Annotated in this window: 17 protein-coding genes; 7 read left to right on the forward strand and 10 right to left on the reverse strand. The window is 36.8% G+C overall.

Going from position 1 to position 18,624, the window contains the following annotated elements:
* Nucleotides 1-43: 43 nt before the first annotated feature.
* Nucleotides 44-1,996 (reverse strand): amino acid permease, encoded by a 1,953-nt coding sequence (locus NOX80_RS15395; RefSeq protein WP_256550688.1) that lies wholly within the window; start codon nt 1,994-1,996, stop codon nt 44-46.
* A 262-nt stretch (nt 1,997-2,258) separates the two neighbouring features.
* On the opposite strand from NOX80_RS15395, the gene NOX80_RS15400 reads away from it, so the two are divergent.
* The 4 genes from NOX80_RS15400 (at nt 2,259) to sucC (ending at nt 4,895) form a co-directional block, all read left to right on the forward strand.
* A complete protein-coding gene (locus NOX80_RS15400; protein WP_256550689.1) occupies nt 2,259-2,894 on the forward strand; it encodes a peroxiredoxin in 636 nt (211 codons plus the stop codon).
* A gap of 17 nt (nt 2,895-2,911) precedes the next feature.
* Nucleotides 2,912-3,220, forward strand: a complete 309-nt coding sequence (locus NOX80_RS15405; RefSeq protein ID WP_256550690.1) for a thioredoxin family protein — start codon at nt 2,912-2,914, stop codon at nt 3,218-3,220.
* A 2-nt stretch (nt 3,221-3,222) separates the two neighbouring features.
* The gene (locus tag NOX80_RS15410) at nt 3,223-3,480 is read left to right on the forward strand and encodes a DUF6952 family protein (RefSeq protein WP_256550691.1); all 258 of its coding nucleotides are present in this window, start codon (nt 3,223-3,225) and stop codon (nt 3,478-3,480) included.
* A 221-nt stretch (nt 3,481-3,701) separates the two neighbouring features.
* Nucleotides 3,702-4,895, forward strand: a complete 1,194-nt coding sequence (gene sucC, locus NOX80_RS15415) for an ADP-forming succinate--CoA ligase subunit beta (protein ID WP_256550692.1) — start codon at nt 3,702-3,704, stop codon at nt 4,893-4,895.
* 60 nt (nt 4,896-4,955) lie between these two features.
* On the opposite strand, the gene NOX80_RS15420 is transcribed toward sucC, so the two are convergent.
* Together NOX80_RS15420 and NOX80_RS15425 are read right to left on the reverse strand one after the other, a co-directional pair.
* On the reverse strand, nt 4,956-5,474 hold the full coding sequence (locus NOX80_RS15420) for a DUF4269 domain-containing protein (RefSeq protein ID WP_256550693.1): 519 nt from the start codon (nt 5,472-5,474) through the stop codon (nt 4,956-4,958).
* A gap of 3 nt (nt 5,475-5,477) precedes the next feature.
* Nucleotides 5,478-5,894, reverse strand: a complete 417-nt coding sequence (locus tag NOX80_RS15425) for a DUF1456 family protein (protein ID WP_256550694.1) — start codon at nt 5,892-5,894, stop codon at nt 5,478-5,480.
* A gap of 81 nt (nt 5,895-5,975) precedes the next feature.
* On the opposite strand from NOX80_RS15425, the gene NOX80_RS15430 reads away from it, so the two are divergent.
* Nucleotides 5,976-6,383, forward strand: coding sequence for a TerB family tellurite resistance protein (locus tag NOX80_RS15430; protein WP_371926093.1), 408 nt, complete (start codon nt 5,976-5,978; stop codon nt 6,381-6,383).
* Between the two features lie 21 nt (nt 6,384-6,404).
* Here the strand turns inward: NOX80_RS15430 and uvrB are convergent, their stop codons facing one another.
* The 6 genes from uvrB to NOX80_RS15460 all read right to left on the reverse strand — a co-directional run bounded on the left by uvrB (nt 6,405) and on the right by NOX80_RS15460 (nt 15,129).
* Nucleotides 6,405-8,393, reverse strand: a complete 1,989-nt coding sequence (gene uvrB / locus NOX80_RS15435) for an excinuclease ABC subunit UvrB (protein WP_256550695.1) — start codon at nt 8,391-8,393, stop codon at nt 6,405-6,407.
* Nucleotides 8,394-8,456: 63 nt separating this feature from the next.
* Nucleotides 8,457-9,788, reverse strand: coding sequence for a DUF389 domain-containing protein (locus tag NOX80_RS15440; RefSeq protein WP_256550696.1), 1,332 nt, complete (start codon nt 9,786-9,788; stop codon nt 8,457-8,459).
* Nucleotides 9,789-9,862: 74 nt separating this feature from the next.
* Nucleotides 9,863-11,002, reverse strand: a complete 1,140-nt coding sequence (locus tag NOX80_RS15445) for an agmatine deiminase family protein (protein ID WP_256550697.1) — start codon at nt 11,000-11,002, stop codon at nt 9,863-9,865.
* Between the two features lie 406 nt (nt 11,003-11,408).
* Entirely contained in the window at nt 11,409-11,819 is a 411-nt protein-coding gene (locus NOX80_RS15450; RefSeq protein ID WP_256550698.1) for a 5-fold beta-flower protein, read from the reverse strand.
* Between the two features lie 295 nt (nt 11,820-12,114).
* Entirely contained in the window at nt 12,115-12,303 is a 189-nt protein-coding gene (locus tag NOX80_RS15455) for a hypothetical protein (RefSeq protein WP_256550699.1), read from the reverse strand.
* A 195-nt stretch (nt 12,304-12,498) separates the two neighbouring features.
* Nucleotides 12,499-15,129 (reverse strand): valine--tRNA ligase, encoded by a 2,631-nt coding sequence (locus NOX80_RS15460; protein WP_256550702.1) that lies wholly within the window; start codon nt 15,127-15,129, stop codon nt 12,499-12,501.
* 236 nt (nt 15,130-15,365) lie between these two features.
* Between NOX80_RS15460 and NOX80_RS15465 the strand changes: the two genes are divergently transcribed.
* Nucleotides 15,366-15,800 carry a DUF1573 domain-containing protein gene (locus NOX80_RS15465; RefSeq protein WP_256550703.1) on the forward strand — a complete coding sequence of 145 codons (435 nt, stop codon included), beginning with the start codon at nt 15,366-15,368 and terminating at the stop codon, nt 15,798-15,800.
* Nucleotides 15,801-15,853: 53 nt separating this feature from the next.
* Here the strand turns inward: NOX80_RS15465 and NOX80_RS15470 are convergent, their stop codons facing one another.
* Nucleotides 15,854-17,176, reverse strand: coding sequence for a PDZ domain-containing protein (locus NOX80_RS15470; protein WP_256550704.1), 1,323 nt, complete (start codon nt 17,174-17,176; stop codon nt 15,854-15,856).
* Nucleotides 17,177-17,303: 127 nt separating this feature from the next.
* Here NOX80_RS15470 and NOX80_RS15475 point away from each other — a divergent pair, with 127 nt between their 5' ends.
* Nucleotides 17,304-18,497 (forward strand): pyridoxal phosphate-dependent aminotransferase, encoded by a 1,194-nt coding sequence (locus tag NOX80_RS15475; protein ID WP_256550705.1) that lies wholly within the window; start codon nt 17,304-17,306, stop codon nt 18,495-18,497.
* Nucleotides 18,498-18,624: the final 127 nt, after the last annotated feature.

Raw genomic sequence — 18,624 nt, forward strand, 5'->3', positions numbered from 1 at the left:
GCTGTTGTTTAGTGTGTTATTTATCTTTTATCAGGGAAAGTCCTTAATCGTTTAGTTTTGCTACAATTTTATTATAATTCAGTTTACTGTTTTTCTGACTGTATCCGAAATAAATCGCAAGTCCGATTAAAAGCCAAATCGAGAAATAAATCCAGTTCCACACACTTAGTTCCGCCATCATATACAAACAACAAACCAAACCTAAAAGCGGGATCAATGACAGATTTTTTCTATACGCCCAAACCGTTAATCCGATCAATACGATAAAGAAGATCCACATCGGGATTTTATGCTGAAACAACGCTAAGCCACTTTCGTACTTTACCGAGTCTTTAATTGGTAAAGCCGATACCATCGCTGCATAATTATCGGCATCTTCTTCTTTATAATTACTTAAAATATGCTCTAAATCCTGTGTTTCTTTTGCGATATGCGCCTTGTCACCCTGCAATAACTGATTGTAAACACTAGTCGCTTCTTCTTTCGTTAAAGCCGTTACAATAGCCGACGGTTCATTGATTTGCGGTACATTCGTAATAAAGTCCATTGTTGCTTTTTTATTTACGGTAAAAGCAAACGTTAACCCGGCTACCACTAATATCGGAGCAATGTATTTCGCATTAATATAAGGTGTTTTAAATTTCCCTCTCGGAATATCTTTTCGATCCTGTAAAACCAAAACTCCGGCACAAACTAATACAAAAGCAAATAAAGTCCCGATACTACATAAATCCGTTACCATAGTCAGATTCAGGAATAATGCCGGAATCGCCACTACAAAACCGGTTACAATAGTTGCATAGGAAGGTGTTTTGTATTTCGGGTGCACTTTTGAGAATCGTTTCGGCAATAATCCGTCACGGCTCATACTCATCCAGATACGCGGTTGTCCCATCTGAAAAACCAATAATACACTCGCCATGGCTACTACGGCACTAACCGCAATAATTCCCGATAGCCATTTCAGATCCAGTTTCTCGAATACAAACGCTAACGGATCTCCTACATTTAATTCTTTATAGTTCACCATTCCGGTTAAAACCAAGGCAATTACAATATATAGTATCGTACAAATCACAATGGCCCACATCATGCCGCGCGGTAAATCCCGCTGCGGATTTTTACACTCTTCCGCAGTAGTCGAAATCGCATCAAAACCGATGTAAGCAAAGAAAACAGCCGATACTCCTTTTAAAACTCCGTTAATTCCGTTAGGCGCAAACGGATTCCAGTTTTCGGTATCCACATAAAAAACACCGACAGCAATAACCAATAAAATAATAGCCAATTTCACTACTACCATTACGTTACTCGCATTACGGGATTCTTTCATTCCGCGGTACACCAACCAGGTTATAATTATAATAATCAATAAAGCAGGAAGATCGGCAACAAAGTGAAACGAACCAATTACAGGAGAAGTTGTCCATGCTGTATGTGCCGCCTGTAAAGCCGCACTCAGATTTTCAAAAGATTTCCCTCCTTGCATCAATGCCGTAGCTTCAGCATATCCGTTTGAAGCCGTCAGGTAATCCATTTGTATCCATTGCGGCAAATGGATGCCGCCACTTTCGAGCAAACCGGTAAAATAATCACTCCAGGAAATTGCTACGGTAATATTTCCGATTGCATATTCCATAATTAACGCCCAACCGATAATCCAGGCGATTAATTCACCAAAAGCGACATAGGAATAGGTATAAGCACTTCCCGAAACCGGTACCATTGACGCAAATTCTGCATAAGCAAAAGCCGCAAATCCACAGGCCAAAGCAGTAAACAGGAATAAAAAGATAACGGCAGGACCTCCGTCGGAACTGGCTTTTCCAATCGTACTAAAAATTCCGGCTCCAACAATGGCTGCAATACCAAATGCGGTTAAGTCCTTTGTTGTTAAATGCTTACCTAAGGCTCCGTGACCATCAGCAGCATTCTGTTTTACCTGATTTAATATGTCTTCAACGGATTTTTTTCGAAATAAATTTGAAAAACTCATAAATTATCTTTGTGCGTAATCGGTTAATTTTAGGATTATTAACAATAAATTAAACATTAATTTTTTTTTCTGCTAATAAAAACAAATATATAAAACCAATTTATAAATTGACTTCTCTGTCGGAAATAAAGTAACACTCTTTTACATATAGAAATATCTTATATCAAAATAAAAAATAATAATCAAACTTAATAGTTCGATCCCGTTTGAATTGGCTACTTTTGTACTGCAAAAAAAAATAATCTTTAAATTCATAAAAATTATGTCATTAGTAGGTAAAAAATTTCCAAGCATTGCAATCGACGCTATTTCTGAAATGGGTGATAACTTAAAAATCAACATTTTTGAAGAAGCTACAAAAAACAACAAAAAAGTATTATTATTTTGGTATCCAAAAGATTTCACTTTTGTTTGTCCGACTGAATTACACGCCTTTCAAGCTGCTTTACCTGAATTTGAAAAAAGAAACACTATTGTAATCGGAGCTTCTTGTGATACAAACGAAGTACACTTTGCCTGGTTAAACACACCAAAAAACAATGGTGGTATCGAAGGTGTTACTTACCCTATCTTAGCTGATACAACTCGTAATCTTGCTAACATCTTAGGTATTTTAGATATCGAAACTGCAAACTACAATGATGAATTGGATACCGTTATTATCGAAGGTTCTAACGTAACTTACCGTGCTACTTATTTAGTAGATGAAACCGGAAAAATTTTCCACGAAAGTGTAAACGATATGCCATTAGGTAGAAATGTAAATGAGTACTTACGTTTAATCGATGCTTATACGCACGTACAAACTAAAGGTGAGGTTTGTCCTGCAAACTGGGAAGAAGGTAAAGAAGCAATGTTCGCTACTCGTGAAGGTGTTGCTAACTACTTAAATAACTAATCAAAAAAAAAATTGCTATGTTAATTGAATTAAATGAAGATAAACTACAGGAGTTAGTGAATGCTAACGAAAAAGTAGTAGTGCAATTTTCTGCTTCCTGGTGCGGAAACTGCCGTATTATGAAGCCTAAATTTAAAAAACTGGCTTCTGAAAAAGAAAATATCACATTTGTACTGGTAGATGCTGAAAATTCTCCGGAATCCCGAAAGCTGGCTAACGTGAGCAACCTGCCTACTTTTGCTACTTTCGTAAACGGTGCATTGGTTAACCAGTCGCAAACCAACAAGGCAGAAGTGCTGACTGAATTGGTAAACGAAATCGCCTAATCATGAAATTACCTGTAATCAAACAACTTACACAGTTCATTGAAGAAAACGATCAGGACTATATCATCGAAACCATTGAAGTTCTGGAAGCACTAACCGAAGTTCCCTCTTTAAAAGATGAGGAGCTGGACGTGATCGGAGAATTAATTTCCAACATGTACGGTGCGCTTGAAGTAAACAAAATGGTAAAAGAAGGAACCGATAAAAAAGAAGCCTTAAACAGCTTTATGAAACGGGTTCTTGGCTCGATTGATAAATAATCTGCTGTGATCCGAATCGATACAAAACGCTTTCCGTTGGGAAAGCGTTTTTTGTTATACAACTGTTTTGACATCCTCATTTCGGTTATAAAAAATAAAAAACAATCAAACACCTTTATTTTTAATTCCATAATCGCAAACTCATCTAAATTTAATTAGGCACTTTAAATCAAGTTTGTTATTTTTGTGGCACTTTATAATAAAGCTAAACGTATCAAATTATGAATTTACACGAATATCAAGGTAAAGAAATATTAGCGAGTCACGGTGTTAGAGTACAACGTGGTTATGTTGCTAACAATGCCGAGGAAGCTGTAGCAAAAGCAAAACAAATAACTGCTGAAACCGGATCAGGTTGGCACGTAATCAAAGCGCAAATTCACGCCGGTGGACGTGGAAAAGGTGGTGGTGTGAAGTTAGCTAAAAACCTGGATCAGGTAAAAGAGATTTCAGAACAAATCATCGGAATGGATTTAATTACGCCACAAACTCCGCCGGAAGGTAAAAAAGTACATAAAGTATTGGTTGCTGAAGACGTTTACTACCCTGGTGAAAGTGAAACTTCAGAGTTTTATATGTCCGTTTTATTAAACAGAGGAAAAGGACGTAACATGATCATGTATTCTACCGAAGGCGGTATGGATATTGAAGAAGTTGCTGAAAAAACACCTCATCTTATCTTTACTGAAGAAATCGATCCTGCTGTAGGACTTCAAGGTTTTCAGGCTAGAAGAATCGCTTTTAACTTAGGTTTATCAGGTGATGCTTTTAAAGATATGGTAAAATTCGTAGCGGCTTTATACGATGCTTATGTTGGATCTGATGCTTCTCTATTCGAAATCAACCCGGTTTTAAAAACTTCTGACAATAAAATTTTAGCAGTAGATGCTAAAGTTGTTTTAGATGACAATGCATTATTCCGTCAGAAAGCGTATGCTGAAATGCGTGATATCCGTGAGGAAAATCCAATTGAAGTAGAAGCGAAAGAAGTAGGATTAAACTATGTTGACCTTGACGGTAACGTAGGATGTATGGTTAACGGTGCCGGATTAGCTATGGCTACTATGGACTTAATCAAACATGCCGGATTTGAGCCTGCAAACTTCCTTGACGTAGGAGGAACTGCTGACGCAAAACGTGTTGAAACTGCTTTCCGTATTATCTTAAAAGATCCGAACGTAAAAGCAATCTTAATCAATATCTTCGGAGGAATCGTTCGTTGTGACCGTGTTGCTCAAGGTGTTGTAGATGCTTATAAAAACATGGGAGACACTATCAATGTGCCGATCATCGTACGTTTACAAGGAACAAACGCTGAAATTGCTAAAGAATTGATCGACAATTCCGGTATGCCAATCTTATCAGCTGTAGAATTCCAGGAAGCTGCTGATCAAGTTAAAGCTGCCTTATCATAATTGATAAAAAACGTTATATAATTATAAAGCCTGAGTTAAAACTCAGGCTTTTTTATTTCTTTATAACTCCAACAATCCTAAATACGGATCGCCTTTAATATTTAAAAGTTGAGCAAAGGCCGGTTCGGTTTTAATTCCGCTCTTTTTTAAAGCTATCACCGCTTCCCGAAACACTTCTCCCCTTTCCTGCAATAACCGGTACTCGATCAACATGTGTCGGTAACCGTTTTGCTCCCGGGTAGGTATGTTTTGTCCGAAGATTTCAATTTCAATAGCCTCGACAAAAAAGTTAGCGACTATCGTTTCAGCTCCTCCTATCTGCAATTCCTGCCATGAAAAATCTTTGTAACCGGAAAAATCAGCTATCAATTTTGCTATAAACAATTCTTTGTTTTGCCAATAACAACCAATGTCCAGATCGCTGGAATCAATCGCTATATCAATTGGAATAGTTCCGACCAGAATCGGATCAAAATCAGCTAGAATTTCAAAAATACGATGCGATGTTAAAATAGCATAACTTTTTTGTTGAAGCGCATTTCCTGTTTTCAGATAATCTAACGTATCAAATACAATCAAAGTTTACGAATTCTTATTTTTTCCGTTTTTATAACGGATTTTCTCCACTATCGGTTCTTGTTTTTTCGGTTTAAAAGGTTTTTTGGCTGCCGGTTTTTGAGGTGCTTTCGGCTTATTCACAGGTGTCTTTGCCGCCGGCTTTACTCCTGTTTTCAGCGCCTCTTTATTTTGCCCCAATACTTCCATCGGGTTTTTCGGTTCTTCTTTCGTTCCTCTCAAATGAATAACCAATCCGTTAAGGAAGTTACGCAACACCTGATCGCCACATTCCATATATTTCGGATGATCGGCATTTCTGAAAAAATTCCCGATTTCCCCTTTAGAAATTCTAAAATCAACCAATTCTAAAATTTCTACAATTTGATCATCGCGTAATTGTAATGCTACCCGAAGTTTCTTAAAAATATCATTATTTGTCATAGTCCAAATTTATCGTTCAAAGATACATAAAATCAACGGTCTCTTTTTTGAATCCGATTTTAATTTATTTTTGCAAAAAATATCCGAATGAATACTTACGAGGAACGAATTAGCCTTTTATCTGAAATGATTGCTTTTGCCATTGTAGATGGCGAGCTTCACGATAATGAATACGATTTTCTGGCTTTGGTTGCCGAAGAACTAAATATTGAAAAGCCGGTTTTCCTTGAACTTTTCAGTAAGCGAAGTGAAATTATCCCTATTAAAGACGAGCACCAAAGGATCATGCAATTTTATCGTCTGGCACTATTGATGCATATTGATAATGTTTTACACGAACGGGAAATCACGGCAATTAATGAAATCGGAATCAAAATGGGACTGAATCCTATGGGAATCCGCAAAACCTTAAAAGCAATGGAGCAATCGCCCAACCGGATGATTGAGCCGTCTTATCTGATATGCGCTTTTGAAGAACAGCATAATTAACTGTTCTTCAAAACTCCTTTTTTATATTTTTTCTTGTAGTGTTTTTATTTCGTCACGTAATTTAGCGGCCTGCATAAAGTCCAGATCTTTAGCTGCTTTTTCCATCGCCTTGCGTTTTTCACGGATTATTTTTTCAATCTCCGTTTTCGACAAATATGCTGTTTCCGACTCTGCCGCTATTTTCGCTGCTGTTTCATACTGATAAGAACCTACCTGATTTTTCGTAAGCGCACTTTCTATTTTTTTGTTGAGTGCTTTCGGGACGATATTGTTCTTCTCATTGTAGTTCATCTGTTTTACACGTCGGTAATTCGTCTCATCGATTGTTTTTTGCATACTATCGGTGATTTTATCAGCATACATAATCGCTTTACCGTTTATATTTCGTGCAGCACGTCCCACCGTTTGTGTCAGCGAACGATGACTTCTAAGAAAACCTTCTTTGTCTGCATCTAAAATCGCGACCAGTGATACTTCCGGTAAATCCAATCCTTCCCGCAGCAAGTTTACTCCAATCAAAACATCGAACAGACCTTTACGCAAATCCTGCATAATCTCCACCCTTTCCAATGTATCGACTTCAGAATGGATATATCGGCATCGAATGGATACTTTGGTCAGGTATTTAGTTAATTCTTCTGCCATACGTTTAGTCAACGTCGTTACTAAAACCCTTTCGTCGGCTTCACAACGCAACTGAATCTCTTCTATCAAATCATCAATCTGGTTCAAACTCGGACGTACTTCAATAATAGGATCCAATAAACCTGTCGGTCGGATAATCTGTTCCACATAGATTCCTTCCGACTTTTGTAATTCGTAATCTGCCGGTGTGGCCGAAACATAAATTACCTGATTTTGCAGGCTTTCAAATTCTTCAAATTTAAGGGGTCGGTTATCCATCGCTGCCGGCAAACGGAAACCATATTCCACTAAGTTTTCCTTACGCGAACGGTCACCTCCATACATGGCATGTACCTGAGAAATCGTAACGTGACTTTCATCGACGACCATAAGAAAATCTTCCGGAAAATAATCCAATAGACAGAACGGTCTTGTTCCCGGTGCTCTTCCGTCCAGATAACGGGAATAATTTTCAATTCCGGAACAATATCCCAATTCACGGATCATTTCCAAATCAAAATTAGTTCGTTCTTCCAGACGCTTTGCTTCAAGATGCTTACCGATTTCTTTAAAATAGTCGACCTGTTTTACCAAATCCTGTTGAATTTCCCAAATAGCATTTTGTAATACATCCGGAGATGTCACAAACATATTAGCCGGGTAAATATTTAACTTATCATATTTTTCGATTACCAATGCCGTTTTAGGGTCAAATGCTTCGATTTCTTCAATTTCATCGCCAAAGAAATGAATTCGGAACGGATCATCAGCATAACTCGGATATACTTCAACGGTATCTCCCTTAATACGGAAAGTTCCGGGTGTAAACTCCGCTTCCGTCCGGGCATATAAACTTTGTACTAAACGGTGTAATAACTTTGTACGCGAAATCGTTTGATTTTGTTCGATTGATACGACGTTTTTCTGAAATTCCACCGGGTTACCGATACCGTACAGGCACGATACCGAGGCGACAACCAATACATCTCTCCTACCGGATAAAAGCGAAGAAGTTGTACTTAAACGCATTTTTTCCAATTCATCGTTGATCGATAAATCCTTTTCGATATAGGTTCCTGTTACCGGAATAAAGGCTTCCGGCTGATAATAGTCGTAATATGACACGAAATATTCCACCGCATTGTTCGGAAAGAATTGTTTGAATTCCGAATACAGCTGTGCCGCCAGTGTTTTATTGTGTGCCAGAACCAATGTCGGTCTTTGCACTTCCTGAATCACATTGGCTACTGTAAACGTTTTTCCGGATCCGGTTACACCTAACAGGGTTTGAAACTGTTCGCCGTTCGTAATACCGTTACTCAGTTTTTCTATTGCCTGTGGCTGATCGCCCATTGGCTTATAATCGGAAACTACCTGAAATTTCATTGGTTATCTTGAAGTTTAGCAGCTGCAAAGGTACAAAGGAAAATACTAAATAAATGATAAACTTTAGCGCTCCTTCTTCGTTATATGTTCACTTTCAAAATACACTTTCGTTTTTTCATTCTGTACCCGGGATTTAATCCATTCGGAAATTTTTTCTTTGTCATTTGGTTTTAAAGCATTTTTTTCCGCTGAAAAAGTCACAATCGCCGTTTTCTCCGGTTCCGCACCACCGAATATAGCCGTTTCAGAAAAAGAACAGGAAGTTATTCCCGGATAAAGCGGTTTTATTTCGGCCAGTAATTGCTTTCCGATTTCTATTCTGGCATTGATACTATCTTGTTTGCGTTTTCCTTCTTTTAATAAAAGCTGCATCCGATTGAGTTCACTTTGCAAACTTTCCACTTTAGACAAATTATTATTATTGATTTCATCAAATGCCAATCCTTTCTGAATGGCAACACCGGAACTATCAATTTGAAAATCAATCGCTTTATTCAGAATATTCTTTTTGGTTTTATCTGTTAATGCATTTCCGGCATACATCAGGGTTATTTTTCTTTTATTCGCATCGATTTCATTTTTCAACAAGTAATTCCCATCGTAAAAACTAACACTCTTTACAAATTGTTCCGCCTGTGTTGTAAACCGTTCATTCTTAACCAGTACATATCCGAAATAAATACTCGGAATAATCGTGATAAGAATTACAAACGATACCCAACGGTTGACTTTTTTCTTTTGTTCTTCGTTTACCAGTGTCCGAATCGGAAATTTCAGCAATTGCGAGACCAGAACAGATGAAAGTGCGATAAACACGGTATTAATCGTAAAAAGATAAAACGCTCCGAAAAAATAAGTCAGGTTAAACGTTGCCAAACCATATCCTGCAGTACATAAAGGCGGCATCAACGCAGTAGCAATAGCGACTCCGGGAATTACATTACCTTTCTGTTTGCTACTCATTGCAACAATTCCGGCCAATCCGCCGAATAAAGCAATCAATACATCGTAGATTGTCGGACTGGTTCTGGCCAATAACTCCGAATGCGCAGTCGAAACCGGACTAATCGTAAAATATAAAGTCGAAGCAATTAAACTGGCTATAACGGCAAATCCAAAGTTTTTAAATGCTTTCCGGAATAACAGAAAATTATAGGTGGCCAAACTATATCCCATTCCGTTTATCGGTCCCATTAACGGTGAGATTAACATCGCTCCGATAATCACGGCCGTTGAATTCATATTCAGACCAATAGACGCAACGAAGATGGCAAAAACCAGAATCCAGAGATTGGTTCCTTTAAAAATAACGTCCTTTTCGATATTCTCGTGAATTTTATCAAAGTCATCTACCTCTTTTTCCAGATTTAAATATTCCAGTATGCGTTTTACCATAAGCCCACTTTTTTAATGTTCCTTATATCATTATTTTTTTTATTCTTTATTTCTCCACAACCGGTATTGGTTATTTAATTTGCGGGTTGCTGTTGTGTCACACAATGCACCATCCCTCCGTTTTCATACAAATTTCTTACATCTATACCCACGACAGTCCTTGTAGGATATAGTGTTTGTATTATTCCATTGGCCACAGCGTCATTCGGATCGTTATAATTAGGAACTAATATTTTATTATTTGCGATATAATAATTGATATAGGATCCTTTATAGCCTAAATCCGTTCCATCCGTTTTTTTGACATTGTGTAAGGTTAAGGGGACTTTTAAAAAAGTGTAGGGATTCCCGTTTTTGTCTTTCGCACTGAACAATTTATTGATATCGCTTTGCTTTACATCGAAGTCAAGTAAATCGTCAGTATTCATTGTCACGATCGTCGAAGCATTTCCAAATCGCGCAAAACCGTCAATATGTTGATCGGTAAGTTCTAATCCGGCTTGTCCGTCGAGCCAGATAAAATTTGTTACACCAAGGTATTTAGAAAATAGTTCCTCCGCTTGAGCTTGTGTCATACCCGGATTTCTATTATTGTTCAAAATAGAACTTTTACAAGCCATTAAAGTTCCTTTTCCGTCAATTTCTACACTTCCACCCTCGTTTATCATAATAGAATTGATATCGACAACTTTTATATTTTGATCCTTACCTATTTTTGAAGGAATGCTATTGCAGTTTGTAAACTGAATCGGATCACCAGATTGATCATCTATTTTTTCTCCCCATGCATTGAAGCCCCAATCCTGAATGACTAAATTGCCATTTTTATCACGTACATATATCGGACCATTATCTCTTATCCAAACGTCATCGGTTTTATAGATCTTAAAATCGACATTAGTAAGCGGAATACCCGCAGAATTCAGTAATCCGGTGATTCTGTTTTTTTCGGCTTCATTATAGGCTATAATATGCACTTTTTCACTGGTCACCAACGCCTGAGTCATTGCAATCCAGGTAGGATCCAAACTGTTTCGATAGGCTACTCCATATTGATATTGATGTGGCCATTGAAGCCATGTTCCTTCATGCTTTTCGCTTTCTTCCGGCATCGTATAACGATTTTCGGTTTCGGGAGGATTCTGGTCTTCATTTTTACCACAAGAGCCGCAAAAAGTTAATAATGTCATAATTACTACAACTGATTTATTCATATCAAGATCTTTTAACAGTACATCAAAAAAATAGTACATGATAACAACAGATCCGCTTTACCACTTCTATAATTTCTCTTAAAGATAGTGATTTGTGTAAAATATCACAAAAATTACTTTTTACTTATAAATACTAACAAAAAGAAATTACTTATAAATAAAAAAGGCTGTCTATAATTAGGCAGCCTTACTTGACAGTATCAGAAGTTTTTTATTTTAAAGTTTTCAGAAAAAAACGGTATCTATTGAATACTAAGCTTTTAAAATATCCCGCAAAACTTATGAAATATAACCCTTCAGGATTATGAAACTTATAATTACGACTCATCAATGATGTTGTATTATAAAACTTTTTAGAAAGTGTTGGAAAGTAAAAATGCCACACAAAGATTATTGTCGCAACGAATCAATCTAGCTTAAAAAAGAAAAAAACTACGGCTGCCCATTCTTTTTTAACTCCTCTTGCGTAGCCAATTGTTGAACGACTGCTGTTTTCTACGGTTCCATCATCTTTGATATAACCAATTGTTGAGCGACTGCTGTTTTCTACAGTTCCATCTTTTTTTACATAACCTATAGTAGAACGGCTTTTGTTTTCGATAGTACCATCGCTTTTGATATAACCAATTGTACTTCGGCTTTTATCTTCAATTGTGCCGTCATTTTTAATGTAACCTACCGTAGAACGACTGCTGTTTTCGATCGTACCGTCACTTTTTATATAACCTGTAGTACTACGATTTCCCGATTCTATAGTTTGTGCTTTTACAATGGAAAGACTGAACAAAAGGAAACAAATGAATAGTGTTTTTTTCATGGTTTTTAAATTTAATAAGATGTATTTAGATTCTTGGCATCATGTATAAAGATAATGAGTTTTATTGAAGACAATCTACAATAGCAAAACTTATTAAATATAATCTTCTAGAATTGTGGAACTTATATTTATGACTTTGAACAGGTTTTTGCTCAAAGTCGGGAGACTTTGCGCAGCGGGTCGTAATCATTTTCGCTCTTTTTAATCAGAAACTGTTTGTCTGAAACAATTCTATTTCTTATCGTTTTATCACAGCCATGGAAACCTAGCACAAATCCAGTTCTCCTCGAGTACACTATTTATCTTTAGATTTGGAGGTTTTATAACCTATTTTATCAGAAGTATAGTGATTGGTTAAGTTTCCGCTCTTGGTATGAATACCGGCATCTTTATAGATTTTTTTTGAAGCTTCTTTTGATTCCAAAAGCTTTGTCGTCAAGGCTTTCAATTCATCCATGTATAGTTTATGTTCCTTTGTATTCATATTTATCACTATTTAAAACTATATAATACTATATAAATATATAACAGAAGTAGTACATAAACAATACTCTTAACAAATTCATTCCCAGATGGCAGTAAGATGTCTTTTTATTTCTTCTTCTATTTACTTTTTTTATTTTATACAAGAAAGGCTGCCTAATTACAGACAGCCTTACTTTATAGTATCAGAAGTTTTTTATTTTAAACTCATCAGACTTTGTTCGATTGTAGCAATTTTTGCCAATGCATCGGCTTCTTTCTGACGTTCCATAGCCACTACTTTTTCCGGTGCAGAACCAACGAATTTTTCATTAGACAATTTAGCCTGAACTGATTTCAGGAATCCTTTTGTATAATTCAACTCTTCTGTCAACTTAGCAATTTCTTCTTCTACGTTGATATTTCCGGTGATCGGGACAAAATACTCGTTTGACTTTACGCGATACGATAATGCTCCGTCAACTTTTTCCGTCACATACTCCAATGTGCTGATATTTCCTAATTTCTGAATAACCGCATCAAAAGAAGTCGTCGCTTTTTCATTATTGATTACTTTAAGCGCAATTTCATCTCTAAACGGAATATTTTTGTCTTTACGAATTGTACGAATACCCGAAATTACTTCCGTTGCGAAATCAAAATCCTGAATCAAGGCTTCATCATACGCTTTCGCTTTTGGCCATTCTGCAATGATCAAGGCTTCTTTTTCTGTTCGCTCAGTAATATGCTGCCAGATTTCCTCTGTCAAAAACGGCATAAACGGATGCAACAATTTCAGGTTTGCTTCCAACATCTCGATTGCTTTCTCAAAAGTAATTTTATCGATTGGTTGTTGGTAACCCGGTTTAATCATTTCCAGGAACCACGAACAGAAGTCATCCCATACCAGTTTATAAATTGCCATTAAAGCATCCGAAATTCTGTATTTTTCGAAATGGTCTTCAATTTCTGCAAGCGTTTTTTGCAATTTTGCCTCATACCATTCGATCGCTGCTTTAGCCGCATCGGGTTGTGCAATATCACTCACTTCCCATCCTTTAATCAAACGGAAGGCATTCCACACTTTATTCGTAAAACCTTTCCCTTGATTACATAATTCTTCGTCAAACAAGATATCATTTCCGGCCGAAGCACTTAGTAATAATCCAACACGAACACCGTCGGCACCGAATTTCTCGATCAAATCCAGCGGATCCGGTGAATTCCCTAACGACTTAGACATTTTTCTTCGTTGGTTATCACGTACCAATCCGGTCAGGTATACATTTGTAAACGGTTTTTCTCCCGCATACTCGTAACCTGCAATGATCATTCTGGCAACCCAGAAAAACAAGATGTCCGGTCCGGTCACTAAATCATTAGTCGGATAATAATATTTATATTCCGGGTTTTCGGGATCCATAATTCCTCCGAAAACCGATATCGGCCATAACCAGGAAGAGAACCATGTATCCAATGCATCCACATCCTGAGTCAGGTCATTCTCCGTTAATATTTGGTTTCCTGATTTTTGTTTGGCTAAAGTCAATGCATCCGCTTTATTTTCGGCTACAACAAAATCTTCTTTTCCGTCACCGTAATAGTACGCCGGGATTTGTTGTCCCCACCATAGCTGACGTGAAATATTCCAATCACGGATATTCTCCATCCAATGACGGTAGGTATTATTAAAACGGTTCGGATACAGTTTTACTTCTTCCGTTTCCAATACCGCTTTGATAGCCGGTTTAACCAATTCTGTCATTTTCAGGAACCATTGATCCGATAATCTCGGTTCGATAACCGCTTTTGTTCTTTCGGAAGTTCCTACCTTATTTATGTGGGTTTCTATTTTTACCATAGCACCCAATGTTTCTAATTCTTTGGCGATTTCTTCACGAACTACAAAACGGTCTTTTCCTTCATAATGCAATCCGAACGAGTTTAAAGTCGCATCTTCATTAAAGATATCGATGATTTCCAGATTATGTTTTTCACCCAGTTCTTTATCGTTAACATCATGAGCCGGTGTTACTTTCAGGCAACCGGTACCGAATTCCATATCTACATATTCATCAAAAATAATCGGGATTACACGATTACAGATCGGAACAATTACTTTTTTCCCTTTAAGATGGAAATAACGTTCGTCATCCGGATGGATACAAATTGCGGTATCACCTAAAATAGTTTCCGGACGTGTTGTCGCAATGGTTACATATTCATTACTATCTTCAATCTGGTATCTTAAATGATATAATTTCCCCTGACGTTCTTCGTAAATTACTTCTTCGTCAGACAAGGTTGTTTTTGCTTCCGGATCCCAGTTTACCATTCGGTAACCTCTATAAATCAATCCTTTATTATATAAATCGACAAACGTACGAATTACTGAAGCGGACATATCCGGATCCATTGTAAATTTAGTTCGTTCCCAATCGCAGGAAGCCCCCAGTTTTTTTAGCTGATCCAGGATTACACCACCATATTTATTGGTCCATTCCCAGGCATGTTCTAAAAATTCATCACGGCTAAGATCATTTTTATTGATCCCTTCTGCTTTTAATTTGGCTACAACTTTAGCCTCGGTAGCGATGGAAGCATGATCCGTACCCGGAACCCAACAAGCGTTGAATCCTCTCAAACGAGCGCGACGAATCAATACATCCTGAATAGTATTATTCAGCATGTGCCCCATGTGCAGTACCCCGGTGACGTTTGGTGGAGGAATTACAATTGTGTACGGCGTTCTGTGATCCGGTTCCGAGTGGAAATAATTGTTTTTCATCCAGTAGTCATACCATTTCTGTTCTACTGCCTTGGCGTCAAATTGAGCTGGAATTGTCATATTAATAATTTGATTTGTTTCTTATATATTACAGCCTACTTTTTATTTAAAAACCTCATTTACAAAACTTTTCATTCTACATTCATTCTGAAAAGCATTAAAATCTGGTATACTTTTTGTAAACTATATCGCAAAAATAGTTATATCTGAGCAAATAAAAAAAGAGCGTTAAAATATTTGTTCGTTTAGCAAAACAATGTAATTTTACAATAACAATTAAAAAAACTAAGTTGAAAATGAAAAAATTATTAGGATTAGTTGCAGTATTAGCATTTAGTGTTGCTTCATATGCTCAAAAAGGACCGAAAATCGAATTTAAAGCAAAAGACAATACTATCGACTACGGTATCGTAACCAAAGAGGGCGATAATGGTATCCGTTCTTTCGAATTTAAAAACACTGGTGATGCTCCTCTAATTATTTCCAATGTACAATCTACTTGCGGATGTACAGTACCTTCCAAGCCTACTGAACCGATTATGCCTGGTAAAATGGGGAAAATTGATGTTAAATACAACATGAACCCTGGTAAAATCAGCAAAACCATTACAGTAGAATCCAATGCAGTGAACTATGAAGGTGGAAAAGTAGCTTTACGTATTAAAGGAGAAGTAGTTGTAAAACAGGAAACAGGTGTTCTTGAAAAACCAAAAGCAACACCGCAATCGTAACAACATTACTTAAATTCAATAAAAAAAGCCTCTGATATCAGAGGCTTTTTCTTTTAAAATATTTTTTTGATCAACACTTTATATTCCAGTACCTTTCCCTCTCGTTCTACTTCAATTCGAACCGTTTTATTCGCTTCTACCTGTAACAGTTCGTTAATCCGTTGTTTTGTGAGGTTATAGACATTTTTACGTTCAATCCGAAGAATCTTATCACCCGCTTTTAATCCGGCTTCCTCAGCCGGCGAACCTTTACGGACACTTGCGATTTCAAAAACCGGTTTTAAAGTAAACTTGTATTTAAAACTGGAATTATCAAATACAATATCATCGATATTAACGGCTCCGACCGGCTGATTTCTATTGCCTTCACTTTTGAGTTCCTGTACCCACTGAACACCATTATGCTGAACTTCAATCCCCGACATGTTATACAGAAAGGGATCGTCAAACATTTTATTTTTCTTTACCAGGAGCTGCTTACCGCCATAATCTACTATCAAATTAAATCGCTTTAAAATTTCACCTCCTAACGAACCGTTTCGGTTTTTGATGATGCTTAGCTGTTTGTATGAAGTCGTATCCGGGTATGACACCAATGGTTCTTTAAACCGGAAATGTGCTGTAGTAATTTCGGATAGTCTTGATTTTTTTCCATAAATAGTTCCTCCGATGCCTTCTCCCAAAACATCTTCAAAATATTTATCGTTACATTTAATTTTATCATCTTCAAACAACCATAATCCGTCGGTTAACCCGGTATCCATTAATAACTTTAGCTGGAATTCTTTTTCATCCAGTCTTGCGTTAACATTAATGTAAGGCCTTCCGTTTACTATATCCAACGGAATGGCGGTAAACGATTTTATACGGCGTTTTTTCAATAAATCGTTGTTTTTATACAGCGTAATTTTTTTCTTTTGATAATCGATTTCAACAAGATGATTTCTAAAAAAAGAATATCCTAAAATTCCATTTACCGGGATTCCGATCCGGGAAGAAAAATTCAGCTTTTCATCTAAAATGACAAGAATTTCAAAATTGGTATCAACATACTCACTAACACTCAATCTGTTTTTTTGGGAAAGCAAACCTTCTGCTACTTCTTCACTTCCTAAACCTGAAATTCTTATTTTCTTCGTATTGTAAAGTTGTATGGTATCATTTTGCGGGAAACTAAAAATAAGAGAGGGTTCAGAACCGGAGTCCAATAGCATATTTAATTTTGCGTTGTTAATTTCTACCGGAATAATGATCAGATTGTCAACAAAAACAAACGGTATAACAATCTTATCTTTAGGGGAACGCCATTGAAACCCCTCTTGTGCCGGGAGTATAGCTGGATACAGGATTAATAAGAAGAAGATAATTAATCGCATCACTAAATAATTTTTCTTAAATATAGCTATTTTAGTCGATATTTCCTATTAATATAAAATTTGAAAGCGTATTTTTTATCAATTTCTTAAAAAAAAGTCGCAAATTTGTGCAACAAAAATTACGATCATGCCTAAAGTTTCATTAAAAGGGCAACAGATGCCTGAATCGCCAATCCGAAAATTGGTTCCTTATGCAGAAATTGCGAAAAAGAAAGGTCATAAAGTTTATCATTTAAATATTGGCCAACCGGATATTAAAACGCCTGAAGTAGCCTTAAACGCTGTAAAAAATGCTGATATAACCGTATTAGAATACAGTCACTCAGCAGGATTCGAAAGCTACCGCAATAAACTTTCTCAATATTACCGCGAACACGGACTTCCTATTGATACTGCTGATATTATCATCACGACAGGCGGATCTGAAGCTTTGTTATTTGCAATGGGAAGTACTATGGATACGGATGACGAGATTATCATTCCGGAGCCTTTTTATGCCAACTATAATGGCTTTTCAACTGCATCCGGCGTTAAAGTTGTACCGGTTATTTCTACTATTGAAACCGGATTCGCTTTACCTCCTATCAGCGATTTCGAAAAACTGATCACTCCAAAAACCAAAGCAATTCTTATCTGTAATCCGGGAAATCCTACCGGTTATTTATATTCTAAAGAAGAAATCATGCAATTGGCTGAATTGGTAAAAAAACATGATCTTTTCCTTATTGCGGATGAAGTATATCGTGAGTTTACCTATGACGGAGATAAACACTATTCTGTAATGAATATTGAAGGATTGGAACAGCATGCTATTATGATTGATTCCGTTTCTAAACGCTATAGTATGTGTGGTGCACGAATTGGTTGTATTGTTTCCAAAAACAAGGAAGTAATGGCTACGGCTATGAAATTTGCTCAGGCGCGTTTAAGTCCTCCGACATTTGCGCAAATAGCAAGTGAAGCTGCTTTAGAAACACCGCAAAGCTATTTTGATGATGTTATCACAGAATACAAAGATCGTAGAGATACTTTGATCGCCGAGTTAAACAAAATTGAAGGTGTTACCGTTGCTACGCCAAAAGGAGCCTTTTATTGTATTGCTAAATTGCCTATTCAAAATGCCGATAATTTTGCACAATGGTTATTGGAAAGCTACGATTTAAACGGTGAAACTGTTATGGTTGCACCGGCAGCCGGTTTTTATTCTACACCAAATGTAGGCCTTGACGAAGTTCGTATTGCTTATGTATTGAAAAAGGAAGATTTAATACAGTCGGTAAGAATTCTTAAAGAAGCTTTACACACTTACAACAATAAGTAATATTCTTACCCTATTATATAATAGAAAGCGATGTCATTAGACATCGCTTTTTTATTTTCTTCTAATATACAATTGACCTATCATTTTAAGATGATCAACTTTTTAGGTTCGATATCTGTGAGATACA

It is taken from the genome of Flavobacterium cerinum (genome assembly GCF_024496085.1).
Lineage (GTDB): Bacteria > Bacteroidota > Bacteroidia > Flavobacteriales > Flavobacteriaceae > Flavobacterium > Flavobacterium cerinum_A.